Raw genomic sequence first — 18,195 nt, forward strand, 5'->3', positions numbered from 1 at the left:
GGAGGCGCCTCGACAACCGAGGGGACATACAACAGATGCGAGCGCGACCTGCTCCGTCTGAGGCGCGCAGGCCCGCAGCGCAACCTTTAGCATACGGGGACGGCCGGACACGGTCAATGCGCGAAGGCGCACACCCGGGGCAGAACATCGCATACCCGGCACATTTAAGGTTTCCCAAGGCCATCGTGGCCGCGGCCGCCACTCGGTGGGGGCCGTGCGCAACCTACAACGGCGGGCGGGATGATCCAAGAGTACGAGCCTGAGGCCACCCGGCGCCACGCCGGTGACCGGGAGAGCAGCCGGGCGAGCCGCGGCTGGTGGGACCGCAACGCGGACGAGTACCAGACCGAGCACGGCTCCTTCCTCGGGGACGACCGCTTCGTGTGGGGCCCGGAGGGGCTGGACGAGGCGGACGCGGGCCTGCTGGGGGACGTCGCGGGGCTGGACGTACTGGAGATCGGCGCGGGCGCCGCCCAGTGCGCGCGCTGGCTCGCCGCGCGCGGGGCCCGGCCCGTGGCGCTGGACCTCTCCCACCGCCAGCTCCAGCACGCGCTGCGCATCGGCGGCGGCGTGCCGCTGGTGGAGGCCGACGCCTCGGCGCTGCCCTTCCGGGACGGCGCCTTCGACCTGGCGTGCTCGGCGTACGGGGCGGTGCCCTTCGTGGCCGATCCGGTACGGGTCTTCCGCGAGGTGCGCCGGGTGCTGCGGCCCGGCGGGCGGTGGGTCTTCTCGGTGACCCACCCGATCCGGTGGGCCTTCCCCGACGAGCCGGGACCGGACGGGCTGACCGTCTCCGCCTCGTACTTCGACCGCACGCCCTACGTCGAGCAGGACGAGCGGGGCGACGCCGTGTACGTCGAGCACCACCGGACCCTCGGGGACCGGGTGCGGGACGTGGTGGCGGGCGGCTTCCGGCTGGTGGACCTGGTCGAGCCGGAGTGGCCCGCCTGGAACACCCAGGAGTGGGGCGGCTGGTCCCCGCTGCGCGGCAACCTGATCCCCGGCACGGCGATCTTCGTCTGCGAGCGCGCGTGATGCGTGCCGAGGCGCACGCCCTTCCCGTGCGGGACGCCCTGCCCGCGCTGGAACGGGCGCTGGAGGACCATGGCTCGGCGGTGCTCTGCGCGCCGCCCGGGACGGGCAAGACCACGCTGGTGCCGCTCGCCCTCGCGGAGCGCGGCGCGCGCGTACTGGTCGCCGAGCCGCGCCGGATCGCGGCACGGGCGGCGGCCCGGCGGATGGCGTGGCTGCTGGGCGGGAAGGCGGGCGGCCGGGTCGGCTTCACGGTGCGCGGCGAGCGGGTCGTCTCGCGCGACACGCTCGTCGAGGTGGTGACCACGGGTGTGCTGCTCCAGCGGCTCCAGCGGGACCCGGAGCTGCCGGGGACCGATGTGGTGATCATCGACGAGTGCCATGAACGGCACCTCGACGCGGACACCGCCGCCGCGTTCCTGCTGGACGTCCGGGAGACGCTGCGGCCGGAGCTGCGGCTGGTGGCCGCGTCGGCGACGACCGACGCGGAGGGCTGGGCGCGGCTGCTGGGCGGCGCGCCGGTGGTCGAGGCGCACGGCACGGCCCACCCGGTGGAGGTGGTGTGGGCCCCGCCGGCCGGTTCGGTGCGGCCGCCCCAGGGGACCAGGGTCGACCCGGCGCTGCTCGCGCATGTCGCGGCGGTGGTGCGGCGGGCGCTGGCCGAGCGCTCCGGCGACGTGCTGTGCTTCCTGCCCGGTGTCGGGGAGATCGCGCGCGTGGCGGGGCTTCTGGCGTCCGTGGAGGCGGAGGTGCTCCAGGTGCACGGGCGGGCTCCGGCGGCCGTGCAGGAGGCGGTGCTCTCCCCCGGGGTACGCCGGCGGGTGGTGCTGGCGACGTCGGTGGCCGAGTCGTCGCTGACCGTCCCGGGGGTGCGGGTGGTGGTGGACTGCGGGCTGGCGCGCGAGCCGCGGGTGGACCACGCGCGCGGGCTGGGGTCGCTGACGACCGTACGGGCGTCGCGGGCGGCCGCCCGGCAGCGCGCGGGGCGGGCTGGTCGCGAGGCGCCGGGCGTGGTGTACCGGTGCTGGGCCGAGGCGGAGGACGGGCGCCTGCCCGCGTTCCCGGCGCCGGAGATACGGGTGGCCGACCTCGCCGGGTTCGCGCTCCGGGCCGCGGCCTGGGGCGATCCGAAGGCGGCCGGGCTGGCGCTGCTGGACGCGCCGCCGGCCGGGGCGATGGCCGCCGCCCGGTCGGTGCTGGCGGCGATCGGCGCGGTGGACGCGGCGGGCCGGGTGACCGCCCGGGGCGGGGCGATGGCGCGGCTGGGCCTCCACCCGCGGCTCGCGCGGGCGCTGCTGGACGGGGCGCCGCTGGTGGGCGCGCGGCGGGCGGCGGAGGTGGTGGCCCTGCTGAGCGAGGAGCCGCCGCGCGAGTACGGCGACGACCTGGCGGGCGCGTGGCGCGCGGCGCGGCGCGGCGGGGACGCCTACGGGGCGCGGTGGCGCCAGGAGGCGCGGCGCCTGGCGGGCCAGCTGGGCGAGCCGTCCCGCGCGGGCGCGGGGTTACGGCCGGGGCGGTCGGAGGACGAGGCCCGAGCGGCCGGATCACCGTACGAAGCGGTGCCGGACGCCGGGCTGCCGGAGGGCGGGGTTCCGGGCGCCGGGGTTCCGGGGGCCGGGCTGTCGGAGGACGGAGTTCCGGGCGCCGGGGTTCCGGGCGCCGGGGTTCCGGGCGCCGGGCTGTCGGGTGGGGCCCGGCTGTCGGACGACGCGGTCGCCGGGCTGGTCACCTCGCTGGCGTACCCGGAGCGGGTGGCGCGGGCCCGGGTCGAGGGGGCGTTCCTGATGGCGTCCGGGACCGGGGCGGAGCTGCCGCGCGGGTCGGCGTCGCGCGGGGCGGAGTGGCTCGCGGTGGCCGTCGCGGACCGGCCCGCGCACGCCGCCTCCGCGCGCGTGCGGCTGGCCGCGGTGATCGACGAGGACACCGCGCGGACGGCGGCACGGCACCTGCTGGCGGCGGGTGAGGAGGTGCGCTGGGAGGACGGTGACGTCGTCGCGCGCTCGGTGGAGCGGCTGGGCGCCGTCGACCTCGCCGTACGACCGCTGAGGGAGCCGGACCCGGGGCTGGTGCGGGAGGCGCTGCTGGAGGGGCTGCGGCGCGAGGGCACGGGACTGCTCGGCTGGTCGCGGGCGTCGGTGGAGCTGCGGCAGCGGCTGGCGTTCCTGCACCGGGTGCTGGGCGCGCCGTGGCCGGACGTCTCGGACGCCGCGCTGCTGGAGCGGCCCGGTGAGTGGCTGGAGCCGGAGCTGTCGCGGGCGCGGCGCCGGGCCGACCTGGGGCGGATCGACGCGGGGCAGGCCCTCCGGGGGCTGCTGCCGTGGGCGGGCGGTGAGGCGGCGCGGCTGGACGAGCTGGCGCCGGAGCGCGTCGAGGTGCCGAGCGGGTCGCGGGTCCGGGTCGAGTACGGCGGCGAGCAGCCCGTACTGGCGGTGAAGCTCCAGGAGATGTTCGGCCTGTCCGAGACGCCCTCGGTGGCGGGGGTTCCGCTGCTGGTGCACCTGCTGTCGCCGGCCGGGCGCCCGGCGGCGGTCACGGCGGACCTGGCGTCGTTCTGGCGGGACGGGTACCGGGCCGTCCGCGCGGAGTTGCGCGGACGGTACCCGCGGCACCCGTGGCCGGAGGACCCGACGGCGGCGCCGCCGACGCGGCGGACGAACGCCCGCCGCTGAGGGTCCCCGGCCGGGCCGCACGGCCCTCCTGACCCCCACCGCCCTCATGGCCCCACGGCCCTCATGGCCCCCACGGCCTTCGTGGAGTCGTGAGGGCCGCGGTCGGTGAGGCCGCGGGTCAGGCGACGGTCAGCTCGACGGTCAGGGTGCCGCCGCCCTCGGTGGTGAGCCGCAGCAGGAACGTGCCGCTGAGGTCGTCCGCGAAGAGCTTCGGGAGGGTCAGCGTCCCGTCCTCGCCGGTGGTCAGCCCTTCGAGGGTGCGGACCGGGTTGCCCTGCTCGTCCTTGAAGAAGGGGCCCTTGCCCGCGGCGGTGGTGTCACCCGCCGCCGCGACCAGAGTGGCGGTCACGGCGACACCCGGGGCGGTCGCGCCCTTGTGCGTGGCGCCGACCCGGATCCGGCCGGCGAACTCCGTCCCGGGCGCGGCCTTGGTGGCCTTGTCGCCCTCGTCGTCCGTGCGGGTCAGGGCGTCGGCCTGGCGCGCGGTGACGGTGGCGGTCCGGTCGACGGGGGTGACGGTGCGGCCCGCCACGGTGGCCCGGACGGTGAACTCACCGGTCCGCTCGCCCGCCTGGAGCTCCGGCGCGGTGGCCGTGCCGTCGGTCCCGGTGACGACGGTCGCGGTGGTGGCCCCGCCGGGGAAGCGGGAGTCGGTCTCGCCGAGGAGCGTGAAGGTGACCCGGGCCCGGGCCACCGGCTTGCCCGCCGCGTTCAGCGCCGTGACGGCCGGGCGCTGCTCGAAGCGGCTGCCGGCGGTCGCGGTCAGCGGGCCGGCGGCGGCGTCTTTGAGGCGCGCGACCGTGGCCGGCGACGGCGAGGGGCTGGGCGGCGGGGTCGGAGTCGGGGTCGGCGTCGGCGGCTTCGGCGTGGGGGTGGGCGGCTTCGGGGTGGGCGTGGGGGACGGACTCGGGGGCTTCGGCGTGGGCGTGACCGTGCCGGGGGTGAGCGAGGGACCCGGGGTGGGCACCGGCGAGGGGGACGGGCGCGTGCCGGTCCCGGTGCCCGTACCGGCGCTGGTGTCGCTGCGGTCGACCGGCAGGACGCCCGTGCCGTCCGGCACCTGGTGGCTGTTGTTCTTGTAGTACTCGAACCAGGACAGCACCGTCCGCAGGTACTCCGTCGACCGGTTGTAGCTGAGGATCGCCTTGTCCAGGTCGGCCTTGAGCGCGAGGTCGCGGTCGTTGGCGCACAGGTACATCCCGGCCGCGCGGGCCGCGTCGTAGATGTTGTTGGGGTCCTTGCGGCCGTCCCCGTTGGCGTCCTGGCCCCAGGTCGCCCAGGTGGACGGGATGAACTGCATCGGGCCGACGGCGCGGTCGTGCGTGGAGTCGCCGTCGTAGGCGCCCCGGTCGGTGTCGGAGATGTTGGCGAAGCCGACGCCGTTGAGGACCGGGCCCAGGATCGGCGACAGGGTGGTGCCGTTGGCGTCGACCCGGCCTCCGCGCGCCTGGCCGGACTCGACCTTGCCGATGCCGGCGAGGAGTTGCCAGGGCAGGTTGCAGCCGGGGTCGCTGGTACGGAGGTGCTGCTCGGCCTGCTTGTACGCGGCGAGCACGGTCGCCGGGATGCCGGCCTCCGCGGGGCCCGTGACGACCGGGCCGGTGGGCGCGCCGGGCTTGGTGGGCGTGTTCAGCGGCGGAAGGTCGGTGTAGTACGGGGAGTTGCCGGTCGCCGAGCCGTCGGGCGAGGGGGGCGTCGAGCCGGTGAGCGGCCCGTCGGAGCCGCCTCCGGCCGGGGTGACTCCGGGTGCCTGCGAGGCGGAGAGTGCCGCCACCGCGGCCGCGGCCACGGCTGTGCTGGTCGCTCCCTTGCGCAGTCGACGGCCGATGTGCCCTGCCATACGTCTGGTCCCTCCCCGTTGGCGGCCCTTCGCGCTCCCCAGCGCGGTGACTCAGGCGACCCTACGTCAACTCGACGCCCCTGGACACCGGCACTTGACCGGTTTTCACGCATTCGTCACCTGCGGGTCGTCCGGAATCCGGTTGTCGAATGTCGCGCATACTGGGCGCCGTTGAATCTGCGTACGCATTTCGGGGGGCACGACACTCATGCCATTCACGCTCAGCCACGCGGCGGCGGTGCTGCCGGGCATACGGAGGTCGGGCGCGGGCCGGGGGCCGCTGGTCCCGTCGGCGCTCGTCATGGGGTCGTTCGCGCCCGACATGACCTATTTCGCGGACACCGCGATCCCCGGGGCGATGGCCTTCGGGGACGTCACTCACAGCCCGCTGGGTGTGGTGACCGTCGACGTCCTGATCGCCGCCGCGCTGGTGGCGGTGTGGCTGATGGTGCGTGAGCCGCTGCTGGCGCTGGTGCCGGGCCGGTGGCAGGGGCGGGTGCACGCCGTGGTGCGGGGCGAGTCCTGGCGCGAGCGCCGTCCGGCGGCGCTGGCGGTGTGGTTCTGCGTCTCGGCCGCCGCCGGGGCGGCGACCCATGTGGTGTGGGACCTGTTCACCCACGCCGACCGGTGGGGCACCCGGGTCCTCCCGTGGCTCGGCGAGCTGGTGGCCGGCTTCCCGCTCTATCTGTACGCGCAGTACGGCGGCTCGGCCGTGGCGCTGGTGGTGCTGGTGTGGTTCGTGGGCGGCGCGCTGCGCCGGGTGCCCCCGGAGGTTGCGGGCCGGCCACCGGCGGCGGTGCCGGTGCTGGACCGGCGGGGGCGGTGGCTGGCGGGCGGCCTGCTGCTCGCCTCGGTGGCGGTGGGCACCGCGCACCGGTGCGCCCGGTGGTACGCGTACTGGGGGCGGATCGACACCCCGCTGGACATCATCCCCACCGCCTGCTTCGGCGCGGGTGCGGGGCTCGCCGCGGGGCTGCTGCTGTACGGCGCGGGCATGCGGCTGCACACGGCGGCGAACACCCGCCGCCCGGTGGGCTAGGAGGATGTGGGCGGCGGGTCCCACCGGTCGACGCCGGGGGGCCCGCCCCCGCCGGTGGACGTCCACCGGCGGGGGCGGCCGGGGTCAGTGGGCAGCGGAGTCCCAGTCCCGGCCGACGCCCACCGAGACGTCCAGCGGTGCGCGCAGGTGCACGGCGGTGGACATCTCGTGGCGCACGAGCTCCTCGACCCGCTCCCGCTCGCCCGGGGCGACCTCCAGCACGATTTCGTCGTGGACCTGGAGCAGCATCCGGGTGGTGAGCCCGGCCTCGCGCAGGGCGCGGTCGACATTGAGCATGGCGACCTTCACGATGTCGGCGGCCGTGCCCTGGATCGGGGCGTTCAGTGCCATCCGCTCGGCCGCCTCGCGGCGCTGGCGGTTGTCGCTGTTGAGGTCCGGGAGGTACCGGCGGCGGCCCAGCATCGTCTCGGTGTACCCGGTGGCCCGCGCCTCGTCGACGACCCGGCGCAGATAGTCCCGTACCCCGCCGAACCGCTCGAAGTAGGTGTCCATCAGGGCGCGGGCCTCGCCCGCCTCGATGCTGAGCTGCTGGGACAGGCCGAAGGCGGACAATCCGTACGCCAGGCCGTACGACATGGCCTTGATCTTGCGGCGCATCTCGGCGTCGACGGCGGACCGCTCCACGGAGAACACCTGGGAGGCGACCGTGGTGTGGAGGTCCTCGCCGGAGGTGAACGCCTCGATGAGGCCCTCGTCCTCCGACAGGTGGGCCATCACGCGCAGTTCGATCTGGCTGTAGTCGGCCGTCATCAGGGACTCGAACCCCTCGCCGACGACGAAGCCGTGCCGGATGGCGCGGCCCTCGTCGGTGCGGACCGGCACGTTCTGCAGGTTGGGGTCGGTGGACGACAGGCGGCCGGTGGCGGCGACGGTCTGGCTGAAGGTGGTGTGGATCCGGCCGTCCGCCGCGATGGTCTTGATCAGGCCCTCGACGGTGGAGCGGAGCCGCGCCTGCTCGCGGTGGCGGAGCATGATGACCGGCAGTTCGTGCTCGGTCTGGGCGGCCAGCCAGGCGAGCGCGTCGGCGTCGGTGGTGTAACCGGTCTTGGTCTTCTTGGTCTTGGGCAGGTTCAGCTCGCCGAAGAGGACCTCCTGCAGCTGCTTGGGCGAGCCGAGGTTGAACTCGTGCCCGACCGACGCGTGGGCCTCCTTCACGGCCTGCTGCACGGCGCCCGCGAACTGCTGCTCCATGGCCTCCAGGTGGGCGCGGTCGGCGAAGATGCCGTGCCGCTCCATCCGGGCGAGCAGGAGAGAGGTCGGCAGCTCCACCTGGTGCAACAGCTCCGTGGCGCCGACGTCCGCGAGCCGCTCGCCGAACGCCTCACCCAGGTCGAGGACGGCGCGGGCCTGGGCCATCAGGGCGTCGGCCTCGGCCTGCTCGTCGTCGGAGCCGAAGGCCAGCTGCCCGTCCGCGGCGGCGGGCGCCAGCTCGCGGTGCAGGTACTCCACGGACAGGGCGTCCAGCGCGAAGGAGCGGCGGCCGGGCTTGACGAGGTAGGCAGCGAGGGCGGTGTCCATGGTGATGCCCTCGATCCGCCAGCCGTGCTCGGGGAAGACCCGCAGGGCCTCCTTGGCGCTGTGCAGGACCTTCGGGCGGCTCGCGTCCGCCAGCCAGGCGGCGAAGGCCCGCTCGTCGGCCTCGTCGAGCTGGGTGGTGTCGAACCAGGCCGCCGTGCCGTCGGCGGCGGCCAGGGCGACCTCGCTGACATTGCCCACGCCGAGCGCCCAGCTGGCGACGGTGGCGACACCGAGCGGCTGCGCCCCGTGCCGCTCCAGCCAGCCCGCGACCTCGCCGGCGCCCAGGACCGAGCCGTCCAGCTCGACCCCGGCGGCCGGGGCCGGGGCCTCTTCCTCCTCGGCGCCCGGGTCGACCGCGAGGAGCCGCTCGCGCAGGCTCGGGTTCCGGATCTCCAGGACCTCCAGGAAGCCCTTGAGCGCCGTGCGGTCGTACGGCCGGCGCTCCAGGTCCTCGACCGTCTTCGGCAGCTCGACGTCACGGACCAGCTCCGTGAGGTGACGGTTGAGCTTGACGGACTCCAGGTGGTCGCGCAGCGCCTGCCCCACCTTGCCCTTCACCTCGTCGGCGCGCTCGACCAGCTCCGCGAACGAACCGAACTGGTTGATCCACTTCGTGGCCGTCTTCTCGCCGACGCCGGGGATGCCCGGGAGGTTGTCCGACGGGTCGCCGCGCAGGGCGGCGAAGTCCGGGTACTGCGCGGGGGTCAGTCCGTACTTCTCCCGCACCTTCTCGGGGGTGAAGCGGGTGAGCTCGGAGACGCCCTTGGTCGGATACAGCACGGTGACGTGGTCGGACACCAGCTGGAAGGAGTCGCGGTCGCCGGTGACGATCAGCACCTCGAAACCGGCCGCCTCGGCCCGCGTGGCCAGGGTGGCGATGATGTCGTCCGCCTCGAAGCCGTCGACCGCGAACCGCTCCGCGTTCATCGTGTCGAGCAGCTCGCCAATCAGCTCCACCTGGCCCTTGAACTCGTCCGGGGTCGACGAGCGGTTCGCCTTGTACTCCGGGAAGTCCGCGGACCGCCACGTCTTGCGGGAGACGTCGAAGGCGACGGCGAAGTGCGTGGGCGCCTCGTCGCGCAGCGTGTTCGCCAGCATCGACGCGAAGCCGTAGATGGCGTTGGTCGTCTGGCCGCTCGCGGTGGTGAAGTTCTCCGCGGGCAGCGCGAAGAACGCCCGGTACGCCAGGGAGTGCCCGTCCATGAGGAGCAGGCGCGGACGGTTGTCGTCGGTCTTCTTCGATGCTGTCTCTACCACGGGGACGATCCTGCCACGGACCACTGACAATCCCGACCGGGCGGGGCTCGAGTCCGCGGCTGTCGGTGGCGCGTGACAGGATCGAAGAAGGTGCGGCGATCCCGTACCGCCGGAGAGACGACCGCTCAAGGGGGAGCGCGATGGCCAGCAAGCCGCCCGCAGGTGACCCGGTCCAGGACGCGCCGCGGGTCGCGCCGCCGCAGCACGCCGCCGCGGGCCTCCCCGCGGTCGGGCACACGCTGCGGATGTCGCAGGCGCAGATGGGCGTCGCGCGCACCGCGCGCACCCTGCTCAAGGTGAACCAGAAGGACGGCTTCGACTGCCCCGGCTGCGCCTGGCCCGAGGGCGACAAGCGCCATGTCGCCGAGTTCTGCGAGAACGGGGCGAAGGCCGTCGCCGAGGAGGCGACCCTGCGCCGGGTGACGCCCGCGTTCTTCGCCGCCCACCCGATCGCCGACCTCGCCACCCGCAGCGGGTACTGGCTGGGCCAGCAGGGCCGGATCACCGAGCCGGTGTACGCGGCCGAGGGCGCCGAGCGGTACGAACCGGTGAGCTGGGAGCGGGCCTTCTCGATCATCGCCGAGGAGCTGACGGCGCTCGGCTCCCCCGACGAGGCCGTCTTCTACACCTCCGGGCGCACCAGCAACGAGGCCGCGTTCCTGCTCCAGCTCTTCGCCCGCGAGTTCGGCACCAACAACCTGCCGGACTGCTCCAACATGTGCCACGAGTCCTCCGGCTCGGCGCTCACGGAGACCATTGGCATCGGCAAGGGCAGCGTCTCCCTGGAGGACCTGCACCGGGCCGACCTGATCATCGTGGCCGGGCAGAACCCGGGCACCAACCACCCCCGGATGCTGTCCGCGCTGGAGAGGGCCAAGGCCGCCGGCGCCCGGATCATCACGGTGAACCCGCTGCCCGAGGCGGGCCTGGAGCGCTTCAAGAATCCGCAGACCCCGCGGGGCATGCTCAGGGGTGCCGCCCTCACCGACCTGTTCCTCCAGATCCGCATCGGCGGGGACCAGGCCCTCTTCCGCCTCCTCAACAAGCTGATCCTGGAGACGGACGGCGCGGTCGACCAGGACTTCGTCCGGGAGCACACGCACGGCTTCGAGGAGTTCGCCGCCGCGGCCGGGGGCGCCGGCTGGGAGGAGACCCTCGCCGCCACCGGCCTGGAGCGCGAGGAGGTCGAGCGGGCGCTGCGCATGGTGCTCGACTCCCGGCGCACCATCGTCTGCTGGGCCATGGGCCTGACCCAGCACAAGCACGCGGTGCCGACCATCCGCGAGGTGGTCAACTTCCTGCTGCTCCGCGGCAACATCGGCCGCCCCGGCGCGGGCGTCTGCCCGGTGCGGGGCCACTCCAACGTGCAGGGCGACCGCACCATGGGGATCTTCGAGCGGCCCTCCGCCGGATTCCTGGACGCGCTGGACGCGGAGTTCGGCATCACTTCCCCCCGGCACCACGGCTACGACGTGGTGCGCGCCATCCAGGCCCTGCGCGACGGCCGGGCGAAGGTGTTCTTCGCCATGGGCGGCAACTTCGTGGGCGCCACCCCGGACACGGAGGTCACCGAGGCGGCGATGCGCCGGGCGCGGCTGACGGTGCACGTGTCGACCAAGCTGAACCGGTCCCACGCGGTGACCGGCACGCGCGCGCTGATCCTCCCCACGCTGGGCCGCACCGACCGGGACGTGCAGCGGAGCGGCCGGCAGTTCGTCACGGTCGAGGACTCGATGGGCCTGGTGCACGCCTCCCGGGGCAACCTGCGGCCGGCGGGCCCGCACCTGCTGTCGGAGCCGGCGATCGTGGCGCGCATGGCCAGGGCGGTGCTCGGCGGGGCGTCGGCGACGCCGTGGGAGCGGTTCGAGGAGGACTACGCCACGATCCGGGACCGCATCGCGCGCGTGGTGCCCGGTTTCGAGGACTTCAACGCCCGGCTGGCGGCGAACCCGGGCGGCTTCGCCCTGCCGCACGCCCCGCGCGACGAGCGCCGCTTCCCAACGAGGACCGGGAAGGCCAACTTCACGGCCGCGCCGGTCGAGTACCCCCGGGTCCCGGAGGGCCGCCTGCTGCTCCAGACGCTCCGCTCGCACGACCAGTACAACACCACGATCTACGGCCTGGACGACCGCTACCGGGGCATCACGGGCGGGCGGCGGGTCGTCCTGGTGCACCCCGAGGACGCCCGGGAGCGGGGGCTGCCCGACGGGGCGTACGCCGATCTGGTCAGCGAGTGGACGGACGGCACCGAGCGGAGGGCGCCCGGCTTCCGGGTCGTCCACTACCCCACGGCGCGGGGCTGCGCCGCCGCGTACTACCCGGAGACCAATGTCCTGGTGCCGCTGGAGGCCACCGCGGACGTCAGCAACACCCCCGCGAGCAAGTCCGTCGTCGTGCGTCTGGAACAATCACCACCCGCCTGAGCGTTCGCTTAGGCAGCAGGTGGATCAGTGACGAGTGACGCGACCGCACGACGATCGGAGCCGGGCCCCATGGGCGAGCAGACACAGGTGAAGTTCCCGCAGGAAGTCCTCGACGAGTACGCCTCGCTCGGCGTGGACCTGCCCGCCCTCTTCTCCGCCGGGCACCTCGGCGACCGCATGGGCGTCCAGATCGTCGAGGCGTCGGCGGACCGCGTCGTCGGCACCATGCCGGTCGAGGGCAACACCCAGCCGTACGGGCTGCTGCACGGCGGGGCGTCCGCCGTCCTGGCCGAGACGCTCGGCTCGGTCGGCTCGATGCTCCACGGCGGCGTGTCCAAGATCGCCGTGGGCGTCGACCTGAACTGCACGCACCACCGGGGCGTCCGCAGCGGGCTGGTGACCGGGGTGGCCACCCCCGTCCACCGGGGCCGCTCGACCGCGACGTACGAGATCGTCATCACCGACGAGCAGGACAAGCGGGTCTGCACGGCCCGTCTGACCTGCCTGCTGCGGGAGGTCTCCCCCAAGGACGCCGAGCACGTCGCCGGCGCGGCCACCGCCACGGACCGCCCGGCTGGCTGACCCGCCGCCCCCCGGCCGGCCGCCGCACCACGGACCGGCCGGCCGGGGGCCTGGCTCGCCCCCGGAGACGGGTGCCGCTCCCGTCCGTCCGGCCCCGAGCCCCCGGAGCGGTCCACCCGGGCGGATGCCACCAGCCCCCAGGGCGGTCCACCCGGCACGGCCGCGACTCCGCCCCGGTACCGCCGGGGCCATCGGCCGTCCCCGCGCCGGCACGCCACCAGCCCCCACGAGGGTGCGCCCGGGCGGCAGCCACCAGCCCCCGACCCCCGGCGAACGGCCCCGCGCCCCCGCGCCCCGCCCCGTACCGCCCCCGCACTGCCCGTGCCCCTTACCTCCGGGGCGGTCCGCCCCGGTCATCTCACCTTCCTGGTAAGGGACCACCCCCGCCGCCGCCCCCGTACGCGGGCGCCCCCGGCCACGGGCCGCCACCCCGGCCGGGCGCCCCCGGCCGAACGCCACCGACCCCCTCGGGGCCACCCGCCCCCGCACCGCCGCGTCCGCCAGGCTCCGTGGCCGTCCGTCGCTGTCCGTCGCCGTCCCGGTGTCCACCTGGTGATACGGGCCCTCCGCGCGGGGCGGGAACGACCGGGCGCGACCGGCCCCGATCCGCGGCGCGAAGCCCTCGCCGGAGCCTCGCGCGGAGGGACGTGCCGCGCCCCGGGGCAAGGCGACGGCGGGGCCCGTCGGCGCGACGGCGCACCGGCCGCCGAGGGGGTGCCAGGGGGGCACAGCACCACCTGCCCCGCCTCCCGGCCTCGCGGGGCCACCCGCCGCCAGGGACGGACACCCGGCCCTCACATCGCTTCCGCATCTGCGACACCTGATCCACCAACCGTCCACCGCTCACTCACAGTTGAGGTCCCGGGGTCCGCCCGGCCGCCGCGAGAACCACCGGCGAGCCGCCCGGTGGAGCCGCACCCACCCCCACATCGCGCCCCGCGCCCGCCCGGCGGCCGGCACGGCTCTGCCACCACCACCGGGCCGGCCAACCACTCCCGGCGCGGTAGGGTCAACTCCCGTCACGGACAGGGCACTTCGGCTACCGGACTCGGTGTCGCGCTGACCGGACACCACGGCCGCCGGACGCCGCACAGGGCGCCCGGAACGGGACTTCACGCGCACATGCCGCGCAGGGGGCAGAGGCGGCGGCCGTACACCGCCCGCCGTAGCCGCTCGCCAGCGACTTCGCCCCGCCCGGCGCGGCGCCGCGGACGCCCTCCGGAGCCCCGTCCACCGTCGCCGCCGGAAGCCCCCGCGGCACCGGCCGCACCCCCTTCCGGACCACGAAGCGGAGTTACCCTCCCCTTCGGGCCACCGTCACTCTCCGTAATAAACCTCCGATGCGCCAAGCCGCCCCCGACCGAGGGCGCGAGAGCGCCACGAGCGCCCCGCGCACGTCCGCGCGACCGCGCGCCACCGGTCCGCACGTAAGCAGCAAGATCCCCCCAAGCCCCTTAGCGGAACTGGGCGTTCTCGCCATGTGAGAAGGAAGCCCCGGCCGCGACGACGCGTGTAGGCGGCACCGATCGGCAACGTTTGGCCACGGCATAACAAGAAAGTCACATCCTCTTGCCGACGCTCCCCGACCCGCCCCGGCTGCGCTTAGAGTCACGGCCAGTCACCGCGCCGCCGGGCGCGTCACCTGCACGGCCCCTGCATCACGTCATGTACGGCCCGGCGCTCGCAACGGCTCCTCGACAGCGAGGAGACCGCGCCAGGGAAAGGACCCCTTCGTGCGACAGCGATCGTTGTTCATACTCACCGCGGTGCTCACCACCGGAGCACTGACTCTCACTGCCTGTGGGTCGCGCGACGACAAGGGTGGCGGCGACAGCAGCGACGGCAAGAAGACCACCGTGGTCATCGGCGTCGACGCGCCGCTGACCGGTGACCTGTCCGCCCTCGGCCTCGGCATCAAGAACTCCGCCGACCTCGCCGCCAAGACGGCCAACAAGGACAACGTCGTCCCCGGCATCGAATTCAAGGTCGAAGCGCTCGACGACCAGGCACAGCCGTCCGTCGGCCAGCAGAACGCCAGCAAATTCATCAGCAACGACGACGTCCTCGGTGTCGTCGGCCCGCTGAACTCCAGCGTCTCGCAGTCCATGCAGAAGCCGCTCAACGACGCCGGCCTGGTCCAGGTCTCCCCCGCCAACACCGGCACCGAGCTGACCCAGGGCGACGGCTGGAAGACCGGCGACAAGAAGCGCCCGTTCAAGACGTACTTCCGCACCGCCACGACCGACCAGGTCCAGGGCGCCTTCGCGGCCAAGTACCTCTTCAACACCGCGAAGATCAAGCAGGTCTACCTGATCGACGACCAGAAGACCTACGGCGCCGGTCTCGCAGCCTCCTTCAAGGAGACCTACACCAAGCTCGGCGGCAAGATCGTCGGCACGGACCACATCAACCCCGACGACCGCGACTTCAACGCCGTCGTCGCCAAGGTGAAGAACTCCGGCGCCAAGGCCCTCTACTACGGCGGTGAGTACCCCGCCGCCGCGCCGCTCAGCCAGCAGCTCAAGGACAGCGGCACCAACATCCCGCTGATGGGCGGCGACGGCATCTACAGCGGCGAGTTCCCCAAGCTCAACAAGAAGGCCCAGGGCGACCTGGCCACCTCCGTGGGCAAGCCCGTCGAGCAGCTGGACTCCGCGAAGAAGTTCATCGCCGACTACAAGACGGCCGGCTACAAGGACGCCTACGAGGCCTACGGCGGCGGCACCTACGACGCCACCTGGTCGATCATCGAGGCCGTCAAGATCGCGGTGGCCGACAACGGCGGCAAGCTCCCCGAGGACGCCCGCGCCAAGGTCCTCGAGGCCATGAGCAAGGTCAAGTTCGAGGGCGTCACCGGCCCGGTCTCCTTCGACGAGTTCGGCGACACCACCAACACCATGATGACCGCCTACCAGGTCGACAAGGGCGCCTGGGTCCCCAAGCTGAGCGAGGAGTACAAGCCGTAACCGGCCCCTCCCGCCCCGCCGCCTGAACCCAGGCCGCGCGGGAGCGCCACCAGCGCTCCCGCGCGGCGCCCCATCCGAACCACTCCACGGAGGCCCTGCGGTGCACGAACTGCCGCAACAGCTGGCCAATGGACTCATCCTCGGCGCGATGTACGGACTCATCGCTGTCGGCTACACGATGGTCTACGGCATCGTCCAGCTCATCAACTTCGCCCATGGCGAGATCTTCATGGTCGGCGGCTTCGGCGCCCTGACCGTCTTCCTCGTCCTTCCGACCGGCTTCTCCCTGGGCCTCGCCATCCCGCTGATGATCCTCGGCGGCGTCCTCGTGTCCGTCGCGGTCGCCACCGCAGCGGAACGTTTCGCCTATCGTCCGCTGCGCAGCGCGCCACGGCTCGCCCCGCTGATCACCGCGATCGGCCTGTCGATCGCCCTCCAGCAGGCCGTCTGGATGCTCTACCCGGACGCCAAGAAGGACCGGTCCTTCCCGCAGTTCGACGGGGCGCCCTTCGAGATCCTCGGCGCCACCATCCAGCGCGGTGACATCTTCGTCCTGGTCGCCGCCCCGCTGTGCATGCTCGCCCTCGGCCTCTTCGTCTCCAAGACCCGCTCGGGCCGCGGCATGCAGGCCACCGCGCAGGACCCGGACACCGCCAAGCTGATGGGCATCAACACCGACCGCATCATCGTCATGGCGTTCGCCATCGGTGCCGCGTTCGCCGCCGTCGCGGCCGTCGCCTACGGCCTGAAGAACGGCCAGGTCGGCTTCCGCATGGGCTTCCTGATGGGCCTCAAGGCGTTCACCGCGGCCGTCCTCGGCGGCATCGGCAACATCTACGGCGCCATGCTCGGCGGCGTCGTCCTCGGCATCGCCGAGTCCCTCGCCACCGGCTACGTCGGTGAGATCCCCGGCATGGAGCTCTTCGGTGGCGGCGGCTGGAAGGACGTCTGGGCCTTCAGCCTCCTCATCCTCGTCCTCCTCATCCGTCCCCAGGGCCTCCTTGGCGAACGCGTCGCGGACAGGGCGTGAACACATGACCACCATCACCAAGACCACCCCCGCCGCCGGCCCCTCGGCCCCCGCGGCCCTGCTCCCCCTGCCGGCCGCCACCGCGCGGATCACCGCCGTCGCCGGCTCCGTCCTCGCCCTCGCCGGCACCTTCCTCGCCTGGACGTGGACCGACGAGTTCCCCGGCGACCTCACCGTCACCGGCTACCCCGGCGGCCTCCAGGTCCTCACCCTCGCCGGCGCCGCCCTCGCCCTGCTGTTCCTGCTCTCCGGGTACGGCGTCAAGGGCCTCGGCTGGCTCACCCCGGGCGGCACCAACAGCCCCGTACGCCTCCTCACCCTCGGCGTCCTCGGCACCACCGGCTACGCCATCGGCGCCATATCCACCACCCTCGGCGGGCTCGTCAACCTCGAACCCGGCGCCTGGGTCTCCGGCGCCGGCGCCCTGATCGCCGTCATCGGCGCCTTCGGCCTCCCCGCCGACCAGGAGCCCGACGCCGACAGCGCGGACGGCTTCTGGCCGCGGCTGCGCCACAGCCTCTCCGCGCCCCGGCCGCCGCGCGCCCGGGAGCTGTCCTCCTGGGCGGAGATCGGGATCATCGTCGCCGCCTTCGCCGTCGGCCTGTACGTCTTCGTCTACGGCATCGACACGGACTACGCCGAACTCTTCATCGGCTTCCTGATCACCGTCGGGTTCGGCTTCACCGCCGTCAACCGCGCCGGACTGCTGGCCCGGGTCACCGCCCTCACCGCCAAGCACCGCACCGTCACCATGGGCGCCGCCTTCGCGGCCGCGATCTGCTTCCCGTTCTCGCAGAGCAACGACCAGTTCACCCTGATCGGCGCGAACATCCTGATCTTCGCCACGGTGGCGCTCGGCCTCAACGTGGTCGTCGGCCTGGCCGGCCTGCTCGACCTGGGATACGTCGCCTTCCTCGGCGTCGGCGCCTACACCGCCGCCCTGGTCTCCGGCTCCCCCCAGTCCAGCATCGGGGTCCACTTCCCCTTCTGGGCCGCGGTCCTCACCGGTGCCGCCGTCTCCCTGATCTTCGGCGTCCTCATCGGCGCCCCGACCCTGCGGCTGCGCGGCGACTACCTCGCCATCGTCACCCTCGGCTTCGGTGAGATCTTCCGCCTGGCCATGCTCAACCTCAACGGCACCAGCGGCCCCGACGTCACCAACGGCGCCCAGGGCATCCCGAACATCCCGGACCTCAATGTCTTCGGATTCGACTTCGGGCTCACCCACACCGTCGCCGGCTTCGACCTCACCCGGTCCGGCAACTACTTCCTGCTGATGCTGATCTTCACCGCCGTCGTGGTGCTGGTCTTCCGGCGCTCCGCCGACTCCCGCATCGGCCGCGCCTGGGTCGCCATCCGCGAGGACGAGACCGCCGCCACCGCCATGGGCATCAACGGCTTCCGGCTCAAGCTGCTGGCCTTCGCCCTCGGCGCGGCGCTCGCCGGCCTCGCCGGCACCGTGCAGGCGCACCTCGGCTACAGCGTGACCCCGGAGCAGTACCAGTTCGCCGGCTCCGTACCGCCCAACAGCGCCTTCCTGCTCGCCGCGGTCATCCTCGGCGGCATGGGCACCATCGGCGGCCCGCTCATCGGCGCCGCCCTGCTCTACCTCATCCCGGCCAAGCTCCAGTTCATGCAGGACTACCAGCTCCTCCTCTTCGGTGTCGCGCTCATCGTCCTGATGCGCTTCCGCCCCGAAGGACTGGTCGCCGACCGCCGGAAGCAGCTGGAGTTCCACGAGACCGGCCAGCTCGACGTGCCCGACGCGAAGCTCCCCGACGGCGCCGTCGGCATCACCAAGGCGGGGGCGTAACACCT

General features: G+C 73.8%; 10 protein-coding genes. 8 read left to right on the top strand and 2 right to left on the bottom strand.

From position 1 onward, the window contains the following. The first annotated feature begins 240 nt into the window (after positions 1-240). Positions 241-1,035, top strand: a complete 795-nt coding sequence (locus ACF08D_RS06240) for a class I SAM-dependent methyltransferase (protein ID WP_392221383.1) — start codon at positions 241-243, stop codon at positions 1,033-1,035. Beyond that, complete coding sequence (locus ACF08D_RS06245) at positions 1,035-3,701, top strand: ATP-dependent RNA helicase (RefSeq protein ID WP_392221384.1); 2,667 nt, start codon at positions 1,035-1,037, stop codon at positions 3,699-3,701. Before ACF08D_RS06240 ends, ACF08D_RS06245 begins: the two co-directional genes overlap by 1 nt. 118 nt (positions 3,702-3,819) lie before the next feature. Here ACF08D_RS06245 and ACF08D_RS06250 read toward each other — a convergent pair whose 3' ends face one another. Beyond that, positions 3,820-5,541: a lytic transglycosylase domain-containing protein gene (locus ACF08D_RS06250; RefSeq protein WP_392221385.1), complete on the bottom strand. Its 1,722-nt coding sequence runs from the start codon at positions 5,539-5,541 to the stop codon at positions 3,820-3,822. 208 nt (positions 5,542-5,749) lie between these two features. On the opposite strand from ACF08D_RS06250, the gene ACF08D_RS06255 reads away from it, so the two are divergent. After that, positions 5,750-6,580: a DUF4184 family protein gene (locus ACF08D_RS06255; protein WP_392221386.1), complete on the top strand. Its 831-nt coding sequence runs from the start codon at positions 5,750-5,752 to the stop codon at positions 6,578-6,580. Between the two features lie 84 nt (positions 6,581-6,664). Here ACF08D_RS06255 and polA read toward each other — a convergent pair whose 3' ends face one another. After that, complete coding sequence (polA, locus tag ACF08D_RS06260; RefSeq protein WP_392222319.1) at positions 6,665-9,322, bottom strand: DNA polymerase I; 2,658 nt, start codon at positions 9,320-9,322, stop codon at positions 6,665-6,667. A gap of 194 nt (positions 9,323-9,516) precedes the next feature. Here polA and ACF08D_RS06265 point away from each other — a divergent pair, with 194 nt between their 5' ends. The 5 genes from ACF08D_RS06265 to ACF08D_RS06285 all read left to right on the top strand — a co-directional run bounded on the left by ACF08D_RS06265 (position 9,517) and on the right by ACF08D_RS06285 (position 18,190). Next, positions 9,517-11,799 (top strand): FdhF/YdeP family oxidoreductase, encoded by a 2,283-nt coding sequence (locus ACF08D_RS06265; RefSeq protein ID WP_392221387.1) that lies wholly within the window; start codon positions 9,517-9,519, stop codon positions 11,797-11,799. Positions 11,800-11,868: 69 nt separating this feature from the next. Continuing rightward, on the top strand, positions 11,869-12,381 hold the full coding sequence (locus ACF08D_RS06270; RefSeq protein ID WP_392221388.1) for a PaaI family thioesterase: 513 nt from the start codon (positions 11,869-11,871) through the stop codon (positions 12,379-12,381). A gap of 1,748 nt (positions 12,382-14,129) precedes the next feature. Next, positions 14,130-15,347 (top strand): branched-chain amino acid ABC transporter substrate-binding protein, encoded by a 1,218-nt coding sequence (locus ACF08D_RS06275; protein WP_392222320.1) that lies wholly within the window; start codon positions 14,130-14,132, stop codon positions 15,345-15,347. Between the two features lie 100 nt (positions 15,348-15,447). Then, positions 15,448-16,377 (top strand): branched-chain amino acid ABC transporter permease, encoded by a 930-nt coding sequence (locus ACF08D_RS06280; RefSeq protein ID WP_392221389.1) that lies wholly within the window; start codon positions 15,448-15,450, stop codon positions 16,375-16,377. Between the two features lie 4 nt (positions 16,378-16,381). Continuing rightward, a complete protein-coding gene (locus ACF08D_RS06285) occupies positions 16,382-18,190 on the top strand; it encodes a branched-chain amino acid ABC transporter permease (RefSeq protein WP_392221390.1) in 1,809 nt (602 codons plus the stop codon). Positions 18,191-18,195 lie beyond the last annotated feature (5 nt).

The organism is Streptomyces sp. NPDC015131 (assembly GCF_043079975.1).
Taxonomy (GTDB): domain Bacteria; phylum Actinomycetota; class Actinomycetes; order Streptomycetales; family Streptomycetaceae; genus Streptomyces.

Bases quoted from the DNA above. Each gene is read 5' to 3' on its own strand.
- ACF08D_RS06240 (WP_392221383.1), top strand. From the start codon at position 241: ATGATCCAAGAGTACGAGCCTGAGGCCACCCGGCGCCACGCCGGTGAC.
- ACF08D_RS06245 (WP_392221384.1), top strand. From the start codon at position 1,035: ATGCGTGCCGAGGCGCACGCCCTTCCCGTGCGGGACGCCCTGCCCGCG.
- ACF08D_RS06250 (WP_392221385.1), bottom strand. From the start codon at position 5,541: ATGGCAGGGCACATCGGCCGTCGACTGCGCAAGGGAGCGACCAGCACA.
- ACF08D_RS06255 (WP_392221386.1), top strand. From the start codon at position 5,750: ATGCCATTCACGCTCAGCCACGCGGCGGCGGTGCTGCCGGGCATACGG.
- polA (WP_392222319.1), bottom strand. From the start codon at position 9,322: ATGGACGGGCACTCCCTGGCGTACCGGGCGTTCTTCGCGCTGCCCGCG.
- ACF08D_RS06265 (WP_392221387.1), top strand. From the start codon at position 9,517: ATGGCCAGCAAGCCGCCCGCAGGTGACCCGGTCCAGGACGCGCCGCGG.
- ACF08D_RS06270 (WP_392221388.1), top strand. From the start codon at position 11,869: ATGGGCGAGCAGACACAGGTGAAGTTCCCGCAGGAAGTCCTCGACGAG.
- ACF08D_RS06285 (WP_392221390.1), top strand. From the start codon at position 16,382: ATGACCACCATCACCAAGACCACCCCCGCCGCCGGCCCCTCGGCCCCC.